We start from the raw sequence: 18,622 nt of genomic DNA, 5'->3' as shown, positions 1-18,622 counted from the left end.
GGGCTGTGCGTTTCTGGGAGCAGTTCTTTAGTCCGATTGGTTTCCGGAACGGGATTTCTCGCTTGCCACTCTTGCGTGATGGAATCTGCCGGAACCTGAGCCCACGAGCGGTTCCTAGCTTTGCTGCTTTCGAGTTGTGAATTACATCAGCAGTGTAGAAGTTAATTTCCAATACGGTGGACGACGGGTGGAGTCCACTGTACTCTGTGTGCATTGCCATACACTTGGCATCAAACTTCAACACCACTAGGAGATTCCAATGAAGCGCATTGCCGCAGCATCCCTCGCCGCAGTCACCGCTCTGTCCCTGGCAGCAGCACCCGCACAGGCTCTTCCGGCCGCCAATCACGATTCCTCGTCGAAGGTGACGGATGAAGAGCTGGGTATTTATGCTGGAGCTGCCGTCATCGCAGAAGCCCTCGAAGAAGGCCGTGGTTTTTCCAAGCCGTACGCGCAGTCCTCTGAGGATGGCGTGTTCAAGCCGAGCAGCGAAGCCAACAAAGACAGCAAGACCAGCCCTCTCACGTCTTCTCTTAAGAACGACGCAAACCAGGGCTACCCGCTCGGCACTACCTATGACATTCTCGTAGGCACCGGCATTGCTGTCGCAGTCCTCGCAGTCCTCGGAGGCGTCGCTGCCTCTGGTGTTATCCCGGGTGTGACCCTCCCGAACCTGCCGTTCTAAGGCGGCGCGCTTTTCAAGAACTTCCCCACTTTTCGCGCATGCGAGGGTGGGGATTTTCGCTTTAAGCAGGGCTTATATAATCCGTTATCAATATGTGACATGAAACACGTAGAAGAATGTGATCGCCCTACGTAACGTATCGGCTACACACTTCGATGTGATGAATAGTAAGCAGTTGCCAACCACTAGGCAGGCAAAAGCTTGCAGGCCTTAAGCCTTGGGCTTTAGGTTTGAACCCACTCGAGGTGCAATACGGTATCTCGAACCCAATTAGAGAGGATTCCCTCATGAAGCGCACCGCTACCGCTGCAATCGCAGCCGCAACCGCACTGTCCCTCGCCGTCGTTCCGGCTTACGCTGAGGACGCAAAGGACCCGGGCAAGGACGACACCAACGCTAGCTCCAACGACAACCAGGGCAGCTCCTCTGAGGGTGACCAGCAGGACGGCAAGAAGGTCAGCTCCTCCGACATCACCGACGAGCAGGCTCAGCAGTACTGGAAGGACAACAAGGACAAGGCTACTGGCCTTGCTAAGCCGAAGGAAGGCCAGGACGAGGCGAGCTCCGCACTGCTGTCCTCCATCAAGAGCGATGCTTCCAACGGCTGGGAGCCGGGTAAGACCGCGAACATCCTGCTCGGCACCGGCATTGGCGCTCTCGTGCTCGGTATCCTCGCTGTCGTCGCTGGCGGCGGAGCACTCCCGGGCCTGGGCAACATCAAGCTCCCGTTCTAAGTCCCTCACCCACGCCTAGGGTCCGTCTAGCGCCTTAGGCGTCAAGGGCCGAAGAAGTACGGCAAGACGCACTGAGGGCCCCTGCGAAATCTTTTCGCAGGGGCCCTCAGTCTTGCCACCGGGTGGGTCCGCTACCCAATCTCTGGGAACTTCACCTTGGCCTCTCCCCACAGGCCCTCGAACTCCATGCGGGTGAGCTTCACGGCTGTAATGCCGTCGATGGCGTCGTAGGTATCCGGGTGCGGTACCGCGGGCATCGGTTCGTTGGCCTGGCCGATGACGCGGCCGTCGACAAACACGCCCGTGATGGTCTCCTCCGGATCCAGCTCGATCATGCGGACCATCGTGCAGCGCTCGCTGGTTACCTCTTCTAGCTCCGCGATGTTGAGGAGCTCGCCGCCGAGCTCGGGCACGTGGTAGTGGATGCGCACGTAATGTTTCACGTGAAACGTCTCCTTTTTACTTTGCGTCGCCGTTATCTGCACTAGCGTAGCGCGACACGTACGTGGAGCAGACCATGAGCTGGACCATGTGGTAAACCATCAGCGGAATGATGAGCGCACCGAGCGTCGCGCCGCCGAACATGACCGACGCCATCGGCAAGCCGGTCGCGAGCGACTTCTGCGTGCCGCACTGCTGGATCGCCACCGTGTCCGCGCGGTTGAACCCAAGCTTGGTCGGCACCACGCGCGTCAGCCACAGCATCACGAGCACGAGCCCGCCGGAGAAGACGATGAGGAAGAGGATCTCCCACAGCGGCAGCTCATCCCACACGCCGGCGACGACGCCCGTGGAGAAGGCGGAGTAGACCACCATCCAGATCGAGCCACGGTCCACGATTTTCGTCGTCTTCGACTTGGCCACCTCGCGGACTCGCGCCGAAAGATTGTGGGCGATCTGTCCCAACAGGAATGGCAGGAGGAGTTGGATGGCGATGTTGAGGAACACGGAGGCGTCGATAAGCAAGCCCTCTCCTGAGCCCATGAGCAACATGACGAGCACCGGGGTGGCGACGACACCGACGAGCGAGGAGAGGCTTGCGGCGACGACTGCGCCGCTGATGTTGCCGCGCGCGATGCCCGTGAGCGCGACCGAGGATTGGACCGTCGACGGCACGAGCGTCATGTACAGGATGCCCTGGTAGAGCTCCGTCGAGATGACGGCGGTGAGCGGGCGCAGTGCCAGGCCGATCAGCGGGTAGATGAGGAATGTGCAGCAGAGGATGGCGGCGTGGAGGCGCCAGTGGATCAGGCCGCGCAGTGCCTCGCGGGTGGACAGGCGTGCGCCGTAGAGGAAGAAGAGCAGGGCGATCGCGAGTTTGACCGCCACCGCGAAGCCGTCGGCGAAGCTGCCGCTCGCGGGGACGATAAAGGCGAGTATTGCTGCGACGATGATGCCCGCAACCAGCGGATCTACGCGTTTCAGGAAAGAAGGCATGGTTGCAGTCTAGGCTGGTGGCATGAACTTAGGTGAGCAAATACAACTGAGAGACCTTGAGATCCGCAACCGCATCTGGCTGCCGCCAATGTGCCAATATCAGGCGCGCAATCGCGACGGGCTGCCCGGGATGTGGCACGCGGTGCATTACGGGGCTCGCGCCGCCGGTGGCTTCGGGCTGATTATCGCCGAAGCGTCCGGCATTGTGCCCGAGGGGCGGATCTCGCCGTTCTGTACCGGGATCTGGAGCGCGGAGCACGCGCGCGCCTGGGCACCGATCGTGGACTTTGCACACCAGATGGGCGCGGCGATGGGCATCCAGCTCAACCACGCCGGGCGCAAGGCGTCGACGTACCCGATGCTGCCCGACAACACTGGGCGCGGCACGATCCCCGTCGATGAGGGCGGCTGGGCCACTGTTGGTCCGAGCGCCATCGCCGCCGACCGTCAGGCAGCGCCGCGCGCGATGACGCTCGAAGAGGTGCGCGCCGTGCCGGGGCAGTTTGTCGACGCCGCGCGCCACGCCGTCGACGCCGGGTTCGACTGTGTGGAGATCCACGGGGCGCATGGCTACCTCCTTCACCAGTTCCTCTCCCCCATGTCCAACCAGCGCGAGGACGAATATGGGGGCGACTTCGAAGGCCGCACGCGCTTGCTGCTCGAGGTGGTCGAGGCTGTCCGCGCCGCAATCCCTGAGGGCATGCCGCTGTTAGTTCGCCTGTCTGCGACCGACTGGGTCGAGCCTGACGGCTGGCGTACCGAGGACTCGGAGCGGCTCGCTCCCCTGCTTCGCGACGCTGGCGTGGACCTGATCGACGTGACCACGGGCGGCAACGTGGGGGCCGACATCCCGGTTGGACCGGGCTACCAGGTTGACGTCTGCCGTCGCGTGCGCGAGGCTGGCGGGCTGCCCACCGCGGCCGTCGGACTGCTGCTGTCTGCGACGCAGGCGCAAGAAGTACTTGACTCGGGCGCAGCCGACGCGGTCCTGATCGGCCGGGCCGCGCTGCGCAACTCGGAGTGGGCGATCGACGCGCTCGAGGGGCTCGGCGCGACCGAAGACGAGCTGCCGTGGCCGGATTCCTACTTCCGCGGGTGGAAGGGCGTGCAGCGGCGCGCGTAGGTGCGCAAGCGAAAAGCCCCAACGGTGTTGCATCGTTGGGGCTTTTCGCTGTCCGGTGATTGCGCGCTGACGTTAGCTCTCCGGGTTGGACACGATGAGCTGGTCGCCGGTCTCCTCCAGCGCGACGGTGGTCAGGCCGTTGACCGACGGGCCGGAGACGACCTCACCGTTGGAGGTGTTGAAGACGGAGCCGTGGGCGGTGCAGCGAACGTTCTCGCCGTCGACCACGGTGATCTTCTGCTGCTGGTGCGGGCAAACCGCCGAGTAAGCGACGTACTCGCCGGGATTCGGCTGGGCGATGATGAAGCGATCCAAAATCACCGCGCTACCGACTGGCACTGCGGTCTTGGCTACCTCCTCGCTGGGTGGCTCGCCGCAGGCAGCGAGGAAGGCGCCGGCGAAGGTGGTGGCGGTACCGAGGAGGAACAGGCGTCGTGAACAAGTCATGCCTTGATCGTAGCCTGTTTCATCGATCGAACGTAGGACTCCAGCTCCGCCTTCAGCGCCGCCATGTCGGTGATGCGCGCCGGGTTGGGGTGCGTGTGCTCTGCGTATTTGGCAATGATGTTGGCGATCGCCGAGCCCGTGATCGCGCCGGTGGCACCCGCCGCGATCGCGTCGGCCACGTGCTGCGGGGTCGAGATACCAAAGCCGAGCAGCACCGGGGCGCCGCCGTAGGAGCGCACGTTGTCCACCACCTCGCGCAGGCCCTCGACGGAAGCGGCCTTGTCCGCGCCCGTCACGCCGTCGCGGGAGATGGCGTAGATGTAGCCGCGGGATTGCGCCGCCACTCCCTCGAGGGTCGCCGGTGAGGCCTTGGCCGGGGCGATGTAGATCGGGTCGACGCCGGCGTCGACCGCGGCTGCACTGAAGGGAGCGGACTCGCGCACCGGGACGTCGGGAAGCAGGATGCTGTCCGCGCCGGCTTCGTGGAAGGCGGCGTAGAACTTGTCGAGGCCGCGGACATAGGCCACGTTGGCGTAAATAAGCATGCCGATCGGCAGATCCGGGTATCGCTCGCGGATCGTGCGGACCTCCTCGAGGGCCTGGTCGACGGTCGCGCCGCCGTCGAGAGCACGCACGTGCGCGGCCTGGATCGCGGGGCCGTCGGCAACCGGATCCGAGAAAGGTACGCCGAGCTCGAGCGCGTCGGCACCGGCCTGAACAACGGTGTCGATGATCTCCAGCGCGGCCTCCGGGCTGGGGTCCGACAGCATGATGAAGGGCACGAACGCGCCCTCGCCTTTCTCCGCAAGCGCGGCGAAGGCCTTCTCGTAGCGTGAGGATGCTTGGGCGCTCATGCTAGTTCGTCTCCTTAGTGTTGGTGGGGGTTACGTGGGTGCGCTCATTCACCCAGTCGGGGTGCGCGTCGAGCGTGGCGCGCACATGGGCGACGTCCTTGTCGCCGCGGCCGGAGAGCGACACCAGAATGTGCAGCGGCTCTTGATCCTTGGGGTGCTCGGCAGCACGCTTGAGCGCGTAGGCCAGCGCGTGCGAAGACTCGAGCGCCGGAATGATGCCCTCGTAGCGCGACAGGAGCTGGAAGGCGCGCAGTGCTTCCTCGTCCGTGACAGCGACGTAGGAGGCGCGGCCGGACTTGGCCAGGTGCGCGTGCTCCGGGCCGACGGCCGGGTAGTCCAGCCCGGCGGAGATGGAGTAGGACTCCTCCACCTGCCCGTCCGGGTTGCGCATGAGGTAGGAGCGGGTGCCGTGCAGGATGCCGACGGTGCCCGCGTTGATGGCCGCGCCGTGCTTGCCCACGCCGAAGCCCTCTCCCCCGGGCTCGGCGCCGATGAGCTCGACGCCGTCCTCGTCGATGAAGTCCGCGAACATACCGATCGCGTTCGAGCCGCCGCCGACGCACGCGCACACCACATCGGGCAGCGCGCCGGTGCGCTCCAGCATTTGCTGCTTCGCCTCCGTGGAGATGACCCGGTGGAACTCCTTCACGATCTTCGGGAAGGGGTGCGGGCCGGCGGCGGTGCCGAGCAGGTAGTGGGAGGTGTGGAAGGTGGCAGTCCAGTCACGCAGCGCCTCGTTCACCGCGTCCTTCAGCGTGCCCGCTCCGGAGTCGACGCCGATGACCTCGGCACCCATAAGCCGCATGCGGTAGACGTTCGGCTCCTGGCGGGCCATGTCCACCTTGCCCATGTAGATCACGCACTCGAGATCGAGCAGGGCGCACGCGAGCGCGGTGGCGGTGCCGTGCTGGCCCGCGCCGGTCTCGGCGATGATACGGGTCTTGCCCATCTTCTTCGCCAGCAGAGCCTGGCCGATGACCTGGTTCGTCTTGTGCGCGCCACCGTGGACGAGGTCTTCGCGTTTGAGGAAGATGCGCGCGTTGGCGTCGTCAAGCGGCAAGTTCCGGCACTCGGTGAGCGGCGTGGGGCGGCCGAGGTAATCGCGCAGCAGGCTGCGGTACTCGGTCATGAACTCCTCGTCCTCGAAGGCGTCGACAAACGCGCGCTCCAGCTGGTCGAGGGCGGGCAGCAGCGACTCCGCGACGAACTGCCCGCCGAATTCTCCGTAGTAGGCGGGCAGGATCGTGCTGCCGCCGTGGGTGTTGTCACTCATTGTTCGTCCTTGGGTAGTGGTAGTTGCCAATGATGTCGAATGCGCGGCGCAGTGCCCCGGCGTCCTTACGCCCGGCCCACAAGCCCGCCCCGGCGGGGTATTCCACGCCGGAGTTGAGATCGAGGCCAGCGCAGCCGACGCCCAGTGCGCCCGCGAGGTTTTCGGGATTGAGGCCGCCCGCGAGCAGCGTTTTCGGCTTAACGGTGTCCGGAATGTTCGCCCAGTCGAAGGTCTCGCCTGAGCCGCCGGCGTGGGCATCGAGCACAAGCTTATCGACGCTCGCGTGCAGCCCCTCCGCCACCGCTCCCCCATCCCCGGCGCTCATGGAGACCGCGCGCCAGACCTCGATATCCGTGCCGACCTCCTCGCGCACACGGCCGATAAGGTCGAGCTCCGCTTCCAGCGAGCCCTGGTAGGGCGCGTGGATCTGGACGGCGTGAATGCCGGGCTGGATGAGCTCGGCGAAGTCGGAGGTGCGCCGCGAGACCGCGACGTACTTCAGGCCGGGCTCGTGGGCGATGATGTCGGCCGATGTTTCACGTGAAACATCGCGGGGGCTCGCGTCCTCGAAAATGAGGCCGCCGTAGACCGCGCCCGCCGCCTTGGCGGCCTGCGCGGCGGAGAAGGAGGTGAGCCCGCAGACCTTGTTCGGACCGTAGACCAGCTCGCGGGCGGCGAGGTCGATGTCAGGCTGGCTCGTCAGCTGCGAGCCGACGAGGAAACCGTCCGAGTGTGCGCCGAGCTGGCGCACTGTCTCCACGTTGCGGATGCCGGACTCGGAGACCACGACGGCGTCGGCGGGCGCGTGCTTCGCCAGGCGTGCCGAGCGGGTCAGGTCGATGCTCAAGTCGTGGAGGTTGCGGTGGTTGACGCCGAAGATCTTCGCGCCGAGCTTGGCGGCGCGTGTCGCCTCCTCCTCGTCGATTACCTCGGTGAGGACGTCCATGCCGAGCGAATCCGCGAGGTTGGCCATTCGCGTGTATTCCTCGTCGTCGAGGACGGAAAGCATAAGCAAGATCGCGTCGGCACCGTAGTAGCGCGCGGCGTAGACCTGGACCTCGTCGATGATAAAGTCCTTGCACAGCACCGGCAGGTGCGTGGTGGAGGCTACGGTGGCGAGGTGGTCGTAGTCGCCGCCGAAGCGGTTAGGCTCGCACAGCACCGAGATGCCCGCGGCGTAGCGGGAGTAGACGGACGCGATCGCGCCGGGCTCGTAGTGCTCGCGGATCAACCCGAGCGAGGGCGAGGAGGACTTGCACTCCATGATGAAGCTCGTGCCGGGTGCCTTGAGGTTGGCGTAGAGCGAACGCTCCGATTTAGGTAACGTGTCGAAATCTACGTGAGCGACCCGCTGGCGAATTTCGTCAAGGTGACCTTTACGGCCCTCGACGATCCCCTCCAGTACGGTGGGCAGCGGGGAATCCTTAGACACTGTAGTCAGCCTCCTCGTGGCGGGCCAACCAATCCTGCACCGTGCCGTCGTCAAGCAAAGCCCTTGCGTGCTTGACGCCCTCGGCGATGGTCTCGCACGTGCCGTAGAGGTAGAACATGGCACCGGCGGTGGCGGCGACCGCATCGCGGTGCGCCTGCGGGCTCTCGCCGGCGAAGGTGGCGCGCATCGCGGCGGCGTTCTCTGCCCCGTCGCCACCACGCAGGTCCTCGAGCGAGTGGCGGGAAATACCCAGCTCCTCCGGGGTGACCGTGTAGTGGGGAATGTTGCCCTCGCGGTCCAGCTCCCAGATCTGCGACTCGCCGTGGACGGCAAGCTCGTCCGTGCCCGCGCCGTGGACCACGAGCGCGCGGCCGCGACCCAGCTCACGCATGGTTTCCGCGATGAGCTGGCCCTGCGCCGGGTTAGCGATGCCCATGATCTGGAACTCGGGGCGCGCCGGCGAGAGCAGCGGGCCCATCGTGTTAAACAGCGTGGAGACGCCGAGCGCCTTGCGCACCGGCTGGACGTGCGCGATCGCCGGGTTGTAGGCGGGCGCGAAGAGGAAGGTGAAGTTGGAAGACTCGAACTGGCGCACCGCGCGCTCCGGGTCCAGGTCAAGCGGAATATTCAGCGCCTCAAGTACGTCGGCCGAGCCGGACTTGGAGGACACCGAGCGGTTGCCGCACTTGATCATCTTCACCCCGCCCGCTGCCGCGACGAGGGAGGCCGCCGTGGTGATGTTGATGGTGTTCGCGCCGTCGCCGCCGGTACCAGCGGTATCCATGAGCCCCTCCCCCGTCACGGGGAACGGGCGGCCTGCGGCGAGGAAAGCGCGCGCGGCACCGGCGACGTCGGCAAAAGTTTCGCCGCGGGTGCGGATCGTGGCCAGCAGCGCGGCGATGTGCACGTCGTCGTAATCGCCCACGGTCAGCGGGGTAAAGGCCTCGATGGCCTCCTCCAGCGTCGGCTCGTGGTTGTCCAGGAAGCGCTTGAGAATCTCGAGAGATTTATCCGATGCCATTTACTGAGTACCTTTCTTCATTAACATGTCTACGCTGCGCCGCAACATGGTCGGCCCGGCGGGGGTAAGAATCGATTCTGGGTGAAACTGCAGGCCAATGGACATGCCGTCGTCGGTAGCCGCGGCCATCACCACGTCGCCAATATCGGTGTCCGTGTACGCGAGCGCGTGCATCCCGGCCGGCACCTCAGTCGCCCCAAGGGAGTGGTAGCGCGCCACCGGCACGAGCTTGCCGGGCTGACCTGGGATGTCGTCCACGGTCATGCCCGTAAACAGCGGCGAGTCCTGCCCGGCGGCGGTGAGCTCCATGCTTATCGACGCCCCGTGCACCGGCCCGCACGGCCTCACCGCTCCCCCAAAGTGCTCCACCAGCGCCTGATAGCCCAGGCAGATGCCGAGCATGGGGATGTTGCCCTGCGCCCGCTCGATGAGTTCGGCCATGCACCCGGCTTCCGCAGGGTAACCGGGGCCAGGCGAAAGCACTATTAAGTCTGGCTCAGCAGCGAGCACGGTGTCCGCGCTCACCGTGTTGCGGAAGACTGTTGAGTCATACTCAGCGAGCGCGTCGACCAGGTTGTATACGAAGGAATCCTGGTTATCTAGAAGGACAATCACTTCTCCACCTCCAATTCAGCGTTGGCCGCCAGCGCGATCGCGTTGAGCACCGCGTAGGCTTTGTGCAACGTTTCGTCGGCCTCCGATTGCGGGTTGGAATCGCGCACCACCCCGGCACCGGCCTGCACCACCGCCGTGGTGCCGGAGACAAAGGCGGAACGGATGACAATGCAGTTATCCATATCGCCGTTGCCCTGCAGGTATCCGACCGCGCCGCCGTAGGAGCCGCGGCGGGTGCCCTCCAGCTCGCGCAGCAGCTCGGTGGCGCGCAGCTTCGGCGCGCCGGTGAGCGTGCCCATGTTCATACATGCTCGGTAGGCGTCGAGCGCGTCCAGGTCCTCGGCAAGCTCCGCCGTGACTCGCGAGACCAGGTGCATCACGCGGGAGTACCGATCCACCTGCAACAGGTCCACCACCTTGCGGGTGCCCGGGGTGGCCACGCGGGCGACGTCGTTGCGTGCCAAGTCCACCAGCATGGTGTGCTCCGCGACCTCCTTGGCGTCGGTACGCAGTTGCAGCTCCATGCGGGTATCCAGCTCGTGGTCGATGGAGCCGTCGGCAGCCAGGCCGCGGGGGCGGGTGCCCGCGATCGGGTACAGCTGCACTTCCCTATCGGTGTGCGAGAACTTCAGGTTGGATTCCGGCGAGGCTCCGAAGAGCTGGTACGGCTTGCCGTGCTTGTCCATGCCTCGCAGGTAGAACATGTACGGCGAGGGGTTGGTCTCGCGCAGCTTGAGGTACGCGGCGAAGGCATCCACGCACTCGGTCACAAAGGAGCGCGCGGGCACCACCTGGTAGATGTCACCGTTGTAGATGTTGTCCTTGAGCTTGTCCACGTCAGCGCAGAACTGGGCGTCGGGGATGTCAGCGCGCACGCGCAGGGTTTCGGCCGCAGGTTCCGTCGGCTGGTAGGCGTGGTCAGCTCCCGGCTCGGCAGACTCGATGCGCGCGGCGAGCTCGTCCAAGTCGATGCCCTCGCCTGCTGCGTCCACACCCGCGAGGTATGCGGTCTGCTGCTTATGGTCGATGCGCAGCAGGACCTCAGCCAGCACGTACTGGTAGTCGGGGTAGGTATTCGCCCCGTCCTTGACTGTTGGGAGCTCCTCGAAGGTCTCCAAGAAGTCGTAGGCGAAGCCCCCGGCCAGCAGCGGGAAGTCTTCGTTGCCGTAGCCTGCACCGGTGGTCAGCGCGCGCAGGACCTCAACGGTGGAGGTTGCGGTGAGTCGCTCGCGCTCGTCCGCGGCGGCCGACGGCGGAAACTCGTAGGTGTCATCCCCAACGTGGTAGTCGCTCAGCTGCGTGCGCAGGGCGTCGGCAAGCACCTGCCCAGAAGCGGTGAGTGGCTCGACGATAACGCGCTGCCCGAAGCAGGTCACGCGCAGGGAGGCGCGGAGCACGGCAAGGGATTGGAGCCCGGAGCGGGTGGTAATGTCCGCGGACTCTAAAAGTACGGAGTCTTCTGCGGTGGTGCCGCCGAGGTGGGCGAACAGGCTCGCGGCGTCCTCGTGGTAGCGGACAGGTTTAAGCGTAAACCGGGGTGGTCTCTCCGGTGCGAACTGTTGCGGGGGGGTGCTCATTGTCGTCCTTCGTGTGTGCTGACACCGAGGGTACTGGGAGCAAAGACCCGCGGTGCTTGAGTGTGTACAAGCCGGCGGGCCGTGATGTGTGGATACCTACAATCGGTGGCACGCCGTCTAAGCGCGCCACCACCAGTTGGTTGAAGTCATGTAAGTCACATCCATTAACCTATCTCCCTTGGCGCACTCCCGCAAGAAAATGGACGCCTTTTTCTCATAATGTGAAAGTAATTCGCCCGAGCATGCAGAAACCCGGGATGTTTCACGTGAAACATCCCGGGTAATGCGGGCCTGTCGGTTATGCCTCGCCGTCCGCCTTGCCCGCGGCGCGGCGCAGCGCGTCGAGGTTGACCTCCGGGGCGGGCTCGGGTTCAGCGGGTTCGTCGGGCTGGTTCAACGCGGCGTCGGCAAGCTTGGCGGCGTTGGTGCCGTAGTTACCACCGACGGCGAAGGCGGCGATGGCCGCGATGAGCGCTGCGGCGGGCGCGATCCACACCCAGCCCTGCGCGATGAAGGCGAAGGCGGCACCGATCGCCATCGCGACGCCAGCGAGCAACGCGAAGGGGCCGACCACGCGGTGTGCGGTGACCCACGTGCTCTCGTTCTTTCGCACCTCCGGCAGACGCAGGCCGATGATGTTGTTGCCGGGGAGCTTGCCTGCGGTGGCCAGGGCGCCGGGGACGAGGAAGAGGAGCGCGCCAATGATGAACAGGACGCCGAGCACCACGTTCAGCGTGGTCATAGTTGCAAACGGGGACATGCCCTCCAGGATAAACCGGAACGGTGGCAGCGCAAAGTGCGGGCGGGCATGGCAGTATAGCGGCAACCCGCGAGGTCCGTGTAAGAAAATTCACCTAAAGTTCGCCTTTTCGAGCCAGGATAGGGAACAATAACATTCACAGGACGGGAATAAGTTCCTGTCTTTTCCCTGTACATCATCGGGTCCGTCCACGGTCCCGTGACCGCAAAAGGTTCCAACAATGAAATCGAACGTTTTGAAGTCACTGCTGTTCTGGGTTGTCGTGGCTATTATCCTCGGCTTCCTGTGCAGCTTGTTCTTCCCCGACTGGCTCGCACGTGTCTTTGTCACGTTCAACGGCCTGTTCTCCAACTTCCTGGGCTTCTTCGTGCCCGTGCTCATCTTCGCGCTCATCGCCCCCGCGATCGCCGGTCTCGGCCGCGGTGCCGGCAAGTGGCTCGGCATCACTGCGGGCGTGGCCTACGGCTCCACCATCATCTCCGGCCTAATCGCCTGGGGCACCGCGTCCGCGCTCTACCCCTCGCTGTTGAAGGGCTCCGAGCTGATTACCAACGTGGATGACCCGGACGCGGGCGGCCTCAGCCCATACTTCGAGGTCGAAATGCCCGCCCCCTTCGAGGTCATGTCTGCCCTCCTGCTGGCATTCGTTATCGGCATCGCCATGACCTCGGTGAAGTCGAACACCATGCACGAGGTGCTTGACGAGCTCAACGGCGTGATCATGAAGGTAGTCAAGAGCTTCGTCGTGCCGCTGCTGCCGGTATTCATCTTCGGCACCTTCCTCAACCTGGGCATGAACGACAACTTCGGCTCCACCATGGCCGCGTTCGGTTCCGTGCTGGTGCTGTCCATCGTGATGACGATCATCATTGTGCTCCTGCAGTACATCATCGCCGGCATCGTCGCAGGCCAGAACCCGTTCGTCGCGCTGAAGAACATGCTGCCGGCCTACTTCACCGCACTCGGCACCTCCTCTTCGGCCGCGACCATCCCGGTTACCTACAGCTCCACGCTGAAGAACAAGGTGGACGAGGACGTCGCGGGCTTCATCGTGCCGCTGTGCGCGACGATCCACCTCTCCGGCTCGATGATGAAGATCACCCTGTACGCGCTCGCCGTCGTCTTCATGGGCGGCCTGGACATCAGCGCCGGCCAGATCCTCGGCTTCATCTTCCTGCTGGGCATCATGATGATCGCCGCGCCGGGCGTGCCTGGCGGCGCGATCATGGCGGCCGTCGGCCTGCTGCAGGCCAACCTCGGCTTCGATGAGTCGATGGTCTCGCTGATGATCGCCGCCTACATCGTCGTCGACTCCTTCGGCACCGCCGCCAACGTCACCGGCGACGGCGCGATCGCGATGGTGATCAACAAGTTTGCGCAAGGCAAGATCAAGGGCCAAAAGCTTGACGACGCCACGCAGACCCCCTCCCCCGCCACCGCAGCCAACTAAGCGCTGAGCCGCTGAGCTACTGAGCGGAAGACGAACACCGCCCGTTTTGATGAACGGGCGGTGTTCTTTTTTGTGTTCAGCGGTGTGGGTTAGATCGCGCGCGGGTGCACGAACACCTCGCGCGCACCTTCCATACCGGCCATGTTGGCGTAGGTCCCGCTTGTTACTCCGACGAATCCCTTGCCGGGGATCCAGGAAGGGCCGCCCGAGTCACCGGGAATGAGCCCGCGGTGGAATGCGAAGGTGGCGTCGCCGTTGACCCTGTCCACGGATCCGCAGGACACTCGCCTGCTTTGCGAACCCACCGCACACAGCTTGTCCCCGTGCCGCACCTCCTGCAGTGGGACGATGCGGTCTCCGCTGAATTTGTTCGCACCCGCCACGACGCCGGGAACGAAGCGGATACGCGCAATATCTGCGGTTAGCCCGGCGGAGACCTTTGGTCGCAGCGAAGGCATGAAATCGGCGGCGTATGCGATCGGGATGGTGTAGACACTCGCGAGCATGTTTGAGGCCTCGAAGTAACCGATGATCTGGCCGCGCGTGTTAGCGACGGCCGCGCCCGCGAACCCACAGTGGCCAGCGGTGTACGCAACGCCGGCACGTCGATCCACATACCCCAGCGTGCAGGTCAGATTTGCAAGCACGGGCGTCATAATCCGATCGCCCTGGTTCACCACCGTCCCGCGCGGGGCGTTGGCACCAAAAGCGCCGCTGATCGTCGACGACCCCGCCGTCGCCCCCGGAGGCAGCGTAAGCGCCTCGGCGGGCGTCGCCGCTGCCCCAACGAACAGCATCGCCGCCGCGGCGATGCTGGCTATTTTCTTCTTCATGTAGGCCTCTCTTTCGAGGCTGATTTTAATCTGCCCCGGGCCGCAAGAATGAATCTGCGTACTCCCGGTGCGAGCAGTGCCGTTTCACGTGAAACATAGGGCTGCAGCAAGGTGCTCGAAACCTACTTGAAAGCTACTCGAAACGAATTTATCTAGCCTGACCTGCGGATAGCACTCTACTCGAAATTCTTTCGAGTAGAATGTTGAGCCAAATACGACAAGTAGGCCAGCGGCTACAGTTTCGGGAGACCCGGGATAGCCGGCAGAGAGACGCCAGGGATCATGCCGGAGGCGGCTGCATAGAGACCACCACCAATCAGTGCGACGATCGCCACCGGGAGAAGGATTATCAGCGCGACGGCACCCGGGTTGTCATCGGTGGCCAACCCGATGCACACACCCTCGTTTCTCGACCCTGAGTAGCCACGTTCTGAGGCTCGTTCCTGGCGGAGCTTCTTGAACTCCTCTTCAGTCCCTGCTTTCTCTGCCGCCTGCTCCATCTCGTCAAGTTCCTTCAGGCACTCCTGGTAGAACTCTGATGAGTTGGGCTTGGAAGGATCGTCCGCAGCGTGTGCCGGAGCGATAGTCATGGTCAGTGCGGTGGTGGCGGCGAGTGCCGCGGTAGTCATGCGTTTCATGGTTGCGTCCTTTGAGGTTTTAATGGCGTGAGATGGGGAAACGTGGCAGTGAACTTTGAGGTGAAAAGTTCGCGCGGTGCCTTACATGCCAGGGATAGCCGGAAGGGAGACACCCGGGATCATGCCGGAGGCGGCAGCTGCGCCGCCGATCAGTGCGACAATCGCCAGCGGTACGAGAGTCAGCAGGGCGATGGTGCCGGCCTTGTAGTCGTCGTCCTTGGTCAGCACGCCGATGCAGTAACCTTCGTTGCTGGAGCCCAGGAAGCCTTCCTTCTTGGCTGCTTTGTCACGTAGCTCCTTGAACTCTTCTTCCTTTCCCATCGCCTTTGCCTGCTTCTCGAGTTCGTTGTTGTTCTTCACGCACGTTTGGTACGCCTCGGACGAGCTGTCGGGCTTGGACGGCGGAGGTACATCTACCTGCGCGTGTGCCGGAGCAATGGTCATGGTCAGTGCGGTGGTTGCCGCGAGCGCCGCAGTTGTAAAACGCTTCATTGGTATCTCCTTGGGTCATAGAGTGAAAGAACTGTGATGCAAGTCCTATGACTATGAAACAGTGCATGGCATGTGCCCGCAACCGCTAAGGCGACAAAAATCAATAAGAATATTTGCTCAGAAAAATACTAGGTGGCATGTCACGTATCGCGCCTCCAGCCTCGCCCATGCGGCAGTGCTTCCTACCGGTGCGCCATACAAAAACACCGCCCGTTTCGACAAACGAGCGGTGTCCTTGAACGTCTACCCGTGCGGGTGCGCGAACGTCATCCGGTAACCCGAGCGGCTCCCCCACTCCTTGGCCGAATTCACGCCAATGAAGCCCTTGCCCGGGATCCACGCAGGCCCGCCTGAGTCCCCGTGGCGGAGGCCGGTGTGGTGGGCGAAAATGGTCTGGCCGTGGACGCGGTCGACCACGCCGCAGGACACGCGCCTGCTTGATATACCAGTGGCGCAGACCTTATCGCCCGAGCGGATCTCACGCAGCGGAACGATCCGGTCACCGCTCAACGAGTTGCCCCCAACCGTGACCCCGGGGACAAAGCGGATCCTGGCAGTGTCAGCCATCGGCCCACGGTAGGTGTATTTCCCCAGTTCAGGAAAGATCTGCGCCCCGTAGTCCAGGTACAGGTTGGCCTTCCGGGTGATCATCGTCGAGGACTCGAAGTACCCGATGATCTGCCTCCGCGTATTCAGCACGGGCTGCCCTGCAAAGCCGCAGTGCCCGGCGGTGTAGCCAATACCTGCGCGTCGGTCGACATACCCGAGCGTGCACGACCCGTAGCTCAGCACCTCATCCGTGAGGATTTCGTCGCCTTGCTTCACGACGGTTCCACGTGGCGCATTGGCCCCAAGCGCCCCAGAGATTGACGACGACCCCATCGACACCCCTTGCGGCAGCGTGAGCGCCTCCGCTGGTCCAGCATTCACGGCACCACCAAGCAACATGAGCCCCGCAGCGACGAGGCTGGCTATTTTCTTTTTCACAACGGCCTTCCTTTCGAAGCTGATTTTAATCCGCCTCAGACCGCAAAATGAATCTGCGTATCGAGGCAATCATTGGCTAACGAAAGGGGCAGATTGATGGACGGGAGCGATAGCCAGCTGCGGTAGTTCAAAGACATGGATCCAAATGGGACTCCGGAGAACATGCCAAAAACACCTCGTCTTAGATTTCTACTTTCGTGCTACCCTCTTTTTTTGAACGCCCCGAGGTGCCTCTGCGAAAGCAAGCAGCCGGGGCTTTTGTATTCGCTAAAGCCAGACAGGCGCACCTGCTTAACCTCAATAATGCGTCTTCTCCACTTCGCCGCTACGCTCGAGGATTCCGAGTCCTTCCCTCACTCATGTTCTCACTGCCGTCACTACGGATCTCACTATCGTCACTACGGTTCTCACTGCCGTCACAACGGTTCTCACTATGGTCACTCATACTGAGTGAGAGAGTCACGAGCCTAAAACATGCAGGTAGTAGACGTGAGAGTTTTCTCGAGGCTCAAATCCTCACTACTGTCACTCATGTCAGTGAGGCATAGTGACGGCATGACGGAGACCGCGGACCGGCTTGTCTCTGCTGCCACTGTTCCCGTGAAGTTCCACCCGCAAGCCACGCGAGGAGGTAGTTCCGCGTCTCCGATACTCCGTACGGCCACTCGAAAGCTACTTGAAAGGTACTCGAAACGAATATATCTAGTCTGACCTGCGGATAACAGTCTACTCGAAATTCTTCCGAGTAGAATGTTGAGCCAGGAACGGCGCGCATCGATAACAAGATGCCCACAACAAAACCCTCTCGGCACGAAGTGTGCAGAGAGGGCGATTGTGCAGTTGGGGTTCAGCGAGTCCAGAGGCCAACCATCATGGCGCGTGGGGATCTACCCGACTTTGCTTAGCGCGGCAGTCCCGGAACTGCCGGAAGGGTCACGCCCGGGATGACGCCGGAAGCGGCGGCTGCTACGCCGAGCAGCGCGACGATGCCCAGCGGGACGAGCGTGAGGAAGGCAATGGTGCCAGCTTTGTAATCCTGAGCGCGGTCGGATTTGTCGCTGGTCATTATTCCGAGGCAAACGCTGCTTGCGCTCGAGCCTGGGACACCAAACTGGTCCCGTAGAATCTTCCTATATTGGCCTTGGATCTCTTTATCAGTAGCACCCTCTTCGCGTTGTTCTCTCTCGTATTCTTTATATTCGTCCATGCATTCGTTATAGAATTCCGACGAAGAGGGGGTCCCGTCTGCTGCGTATGCCGGTGCGACGGTCATCGTCAGGGCGGTGGTGGCCGCGAGGGCGGCGGAAGCGATTCGTTTCATGGGGAACTCCTTGGGGTTCGGGATGAAGGCAGTGGAATTACAGGCCTTACGCCAATGAAACAGTGTGTGGCACCTGTCCGCAACACATTTTGAGCTGAAACTCACCAAAAGTCGTATTCGCCAACCGCGCGTGCAGCCCCCGACTCCGGCTACTCCCCCAGTTTCTGACCGAGCGGTTCCGCCAGCACAAGTCGAACTAGGTAGACGCACAGCGCAGGGACGAAAAAGAACACGGCAGGTACCGCCCATGCCAGCGGCAGAAACCACACCAGCGAGATGCCTAGCCAGAGCACGGCCAAGGCACCGAGGGTATGCATGAGGTGTTTGAAGGCGAGCACGACCGCGCGGGTCAGGCTCGTTTGAAAGCCGTCGTCGGTAGGCAGCGACTCTAACGCAAAGAACCACACGGAGATCCCGGCGAGGATCATTGCTCCCGAGAGCGCGAGCGCCTGGAGAGCGAACAGTGCGGTGCCATCGACGCCGGCCTGGAAGAGCACCCACTGCTGGTACACAAGCACCGCCCCCGCAACCAGCAGGATGAGCCACCACAACGTGGCCGGTCGTGCTTGGTTGCGGAACTCGCGCAGGTATTGCAGCCCGTAGCGGGACCCGATGCCCTGGAGCATGTCGCCGACGACCACGTTCGCGGCGCGGAGTGCGGCCCCGCCCGTGACGATCGGCAGGCTGGAGCACACGATGAGCATGTTGAGAATGACAATGTCCGCAAGCAGTGTGAAGGCGGACATGAAGCGCGATTCCGGGTTAAACATGTTCACCTGACCCAGCGTAGTTGGTACGAGTCGGGCTGCAGCAGACAAGATGCACGGGGAGCCGCGCCGGGCAACACCTCTAAAAGGAGCTAGCTCCATTTGGACGACAGCGCCTCCTAAAACCCCAGGTCGCGTTCAGGTCGCAACCGTAAATGGAGCTAGCTCCATTTGGA

At 63.1% G+C, this 18,622-nt stretch carries 20 protein-coding genes; 4 read left to right on the top strand and 16 right to left on the bottom strand.

Annotation, left to right across the window (positions count from 1 at the left end; all coding sequences use genetic code 11):
- The first annotated feature begins 259 nt into the window (after window positions 1-259).
- Together HMPREF2550_RS00445 and HMPREF2550_RS00440 are read left to right on the top strand one after the other, a co-directional pair.
- Window positions 260-685 carry a hypothetical protein gene (locus tag HMPREF2550_RS00445; protein WP_070789013.1) on the top strand — a complete coding sequence of 142 codons (426 nt, stop codon included), beginning with the start codon at window positions 260-262 and terminating at the stop codon, window positions 683-685.
- A 287-nt stretch (window positions 686-972) separates the two neighbouring features.
- Window positions 973-1,419: a hypothetical protein gene (locus HMPREF2550_RS00440; protein ID WP_070789012.1), complete on the top strand. Its 447-nt coding sequence runs from the start codon at window positions 973-975 to the stop codon at window positions 1,417-1,419.
- Between the two features lie 131 nt (window positions 1,420-1,550).
- Here HMPREF2550_RS00440 and HMPREF2550_RS00435 read toward each other — a convergent pair whose 3' ends face one another.
- Complete coding sequence (locus tag HMPREF2550_RS00435; RefSeq protein WP_070789011.1) at window positions 1,551-1,862, bottom strand: hypothetical protein; 312 nt, start codon at window positions 1,860-1,862, stop codon at window positions 1,551-1,553.
- Between the two features lie 16 nt (window positions 1,863-1,878).
- The gene (locus HMPREF2550_RS00430; RefSeq protein WP_070789009.1) at window positions 1,879-2,856 is read right to left on the bottom strand and encodes a bile acid:sodium symporter family protein; all 978 of its coding nucleotides are present in this window, start codon (window positions 2,854-2,856) and stop codon (window positions 1,879-1,881) included.
- 22 nt (window positions 2,857-2,878) lie between these two features.
- Between HMPREF2550_RS00430 and HMPREF2550_RS00425 the strand changes: the two genes are divergently transcribed.
- On the top strand, window positions 2,879-3,979 hold the full coding sequence (locus HMPREF2550_RS00425) for an NADH:flavin oxidoreductase/NADH oxidase (protein WP_070789007.1): 1,101 nt from the start codon (window positions 2,879-2,881) through the stop codon (window positions 3,977-3,979).
- Between the two features lie 72 nt (window positions 3,980-4,051).
- On the opposite strand, the gene HMPREF2550_RS00420 is transcribed toward HMPREF2550_RS00425, so the two are convergent.
- The 8 genes from HMPREF2550_RS00420 to HMPREF2550_RS00385 all read right to left on the bottom strand — a co-directional run bounded on the left by HMPREF2550_RS00420 (window position 4,052) and on the right by HMPREF2550_RS00385 (window position 11,958).
- The gene (locus HMPREF2550_RS00420; RefSeq protein WP_141760473.1) at window positions 4,052-4,426 is read right to left on the bottom strand and encodes a Rieske (2Fe-2S) protein; all 375 of its coding nucleotides are present in this window, start codon (window positions 4,424-4,426) and stop codon (window positions 4,052-4,054) included.
- Window positions 4,423-5,280 (bottom strand): tryptophan synthase subunit alpha, encoded by an 858-nt coding sequence (gene trpA / locus HMPREF2550_RS00415; RefSeq protein WP_070789005.1) that lies wholly within the window; start codon window positions 5,278-5,280, stop codon window positions 4,423-4,425. Before trpA ends, HMPREF2550_RS00420 begins: the two co-directional genes overlap by 4 nt.
- Before the next feature lies 1 nt (window position 5,281).
- Window positions 5,282-6,553 (bottom strand): tryptophan synthase subunit beta, encoded by a 1,272-nt coding sequence (gene trpB, locus HMPREF2550_RS00410; RefSeq protein ID WP_070789004.1) that lies wholly within the window; start codon window positions 6,551-6,553, stop codon window positions 5,282-5,284.
- Window positions 6,546-7,985, bottom strand: a complete 1,440-nt coding sequence (gene trpCF, locus HMPREF2550_RS00405; protein ID WP_070789002.1) for a bifunctional indole-3-glycerol-phosphate synthase TrpC/phosphoribosylanthranilate isomerase TrpF — start codon at window positions 7,983-7,985, stop codon at window positions 6,546-6,548. The genes trpB and trpCF overlap by 8 nt, the downstream gene beginning before the upstream one ends.
- Window positions 7,978-9,006: an anthranilate phosphoribosyltransferase gene (gene trpD / locus HMPREF2550_RS00400; protein WP_070789000.1), complete on the bottom strand. Its 1,029-nt coding sequence runs from the start codon at window positions 9,004-9,006 to the stop codon at window positions 7,978-7,980. The genes trpCF and trpD overlap by 8 nt, the downstream gene beginning before the upstream one ends.
- Complete coding sequence (locus HMPREF2550_RS00395) at window positions 9,007-9,621, bottom strand: glutamine amidotransferase-related protein (RefSeq protein ID WP_070788998.1); 615 nt, start codon at window positions 9,619-9,621, stop codon at window positions 9,007-9,009. It abuts the gene before it with no gap.
- Window positions 9,618-11,198, bottom strand: a complete 1,581-nt coding sequence (locus HMPREF2550_RS00390; RefSeq protein WP_070788997.1) for an anthranilate synthase component 1 — start codon at window positions 11,196-11,198, stop codon at window positions 9,618-9,620. The genes HMPREF2550_RS00395 and HMPREF2550_RS00390 overlap by 4 nt, the downstream gene beginning before the upstream one ends.
- 298 nt (window positions 11,199-11,496) lie before the next feature.
- Window positions 11,497-11,958 carry an SdpI family protein gene (locus tag HMPREF2550_RS00385; RefSeq protein WP_246819709.1) on the bottom strand — a complete coding sequence of 154 codons (462 nt, stop codon included), beginning with the start codon at window positions 11,956-11,958 and terminating at the stop codon, window positions 11,497-11,499.
- A gap of 220 nt (window positions 11,959-12,178) precedes the next feature.
- Between HMPREF2550_RS00385 and HMPREF2550_RS00380 the strand changes: the two genes are divergently transcribed.
- The gene (locus HMPREF2550_RS00380) at window positions 12,179-13,408 is read left to right on the top strand and encodes a dicarboxylate/amino acid:cation symporter (RefSeq protein WP_070788993.1); all 1,230 of its coding nucleotides are present in this window, start codon (window positions 12,179-12,181) and stop codon (window positions 13,406-13,408) included.
- Between the two features lie 89 nt (window positions 13,409-13,497).
- Here the strand turns inward: HMPREF2550_RS00380 and HMPREF2550_RS00375 are convergent, their stop codons facing one another.
- From HMPREF2550_RS00375 to HMPREF2550_RS00350, 6 genes are all read right to left on the bottom strand, one after another.
- Entirely contained in the window at window positions 13,498-14,241 is a 744-nt protein-coding gene (locus HMPREF2550_RS00375) for a chymotrypsin family serine protease (protein WP_070788992.1), read from the bottom strand.
- A gap of 233 nt (window positions 14,242-14,474) precedes the next feature.
- A complete protein-coding gene (locus tag HMPREF2550_RS00370) occupies window positions 14,475-14,879 on the bottom strand; it encodes a DUF4118 domain-containing protein (protein WP_070788990.1) in 405 nt (134 codons plus the stop codon).
- A gap of 81 nt (window positions 14,880-14,960) precedes the next feature.
- Window positions 14,961-15,371, bottom strand: a complete 411-nt coding sequence (locus HMPREF2550_RS00365) for a hypothetical protein (protein ID WP_070788988.1) — start codon at window positions 15,369-15,371, stop codon at window positions 14,961-14,963.
- Window positions 15,372-15,614: 243 nt separating this feature from the next.
- A complete protein-coding gene (locus tag HMPREF2550_RS00360; RefSeq protein WP_070788986.1) occupies window positions 15,615-16,358 on the bottom strand; it encodes a chymotrypsin family serine protease in 744 nt (247 codons plus the stop codon).
- 901 nt (window positions 16,359-17,259) lie between these two features.
- Window positions 17,260-17,679, bottom strand: a complete 420-nt coding sequence (locus tag HMPREF2550_RS00355) for a hypothetical protein (RefSeq protein WP_070788984.1) — start codon at window positions 17,677-17,679, stop codon at window positions 17,260-17,262.
- Window positions 17,680-17,828: 149 nt separating this feature from the next.
- A complete protein-coding gene (locus tag HMPREF2550_RS00350; protein ID WP_141760472.1) occupies window positions 17,829-18,455 on the bottom strand; it encodes a MusI family membrane protein in 627 nt (208 codons plus the stop codon).
- Window positions 18,456-18,622 lie beyond the last annotated feature (167 nt).

The organism is Corynebacterium sp. HMSC074A01, from assembly GCF_001831515.1.
GTDB lineage: Bacteria > Actinomycetota > Actinomycetes > Mycobacteriales > Mycobacteriaceae > Corynebacterium.
The sequence above is the reverse complement of the archived record's forward strand: the minus strand, read 5'-3'. Positions and strand labels throughout refer to the sequence as shown.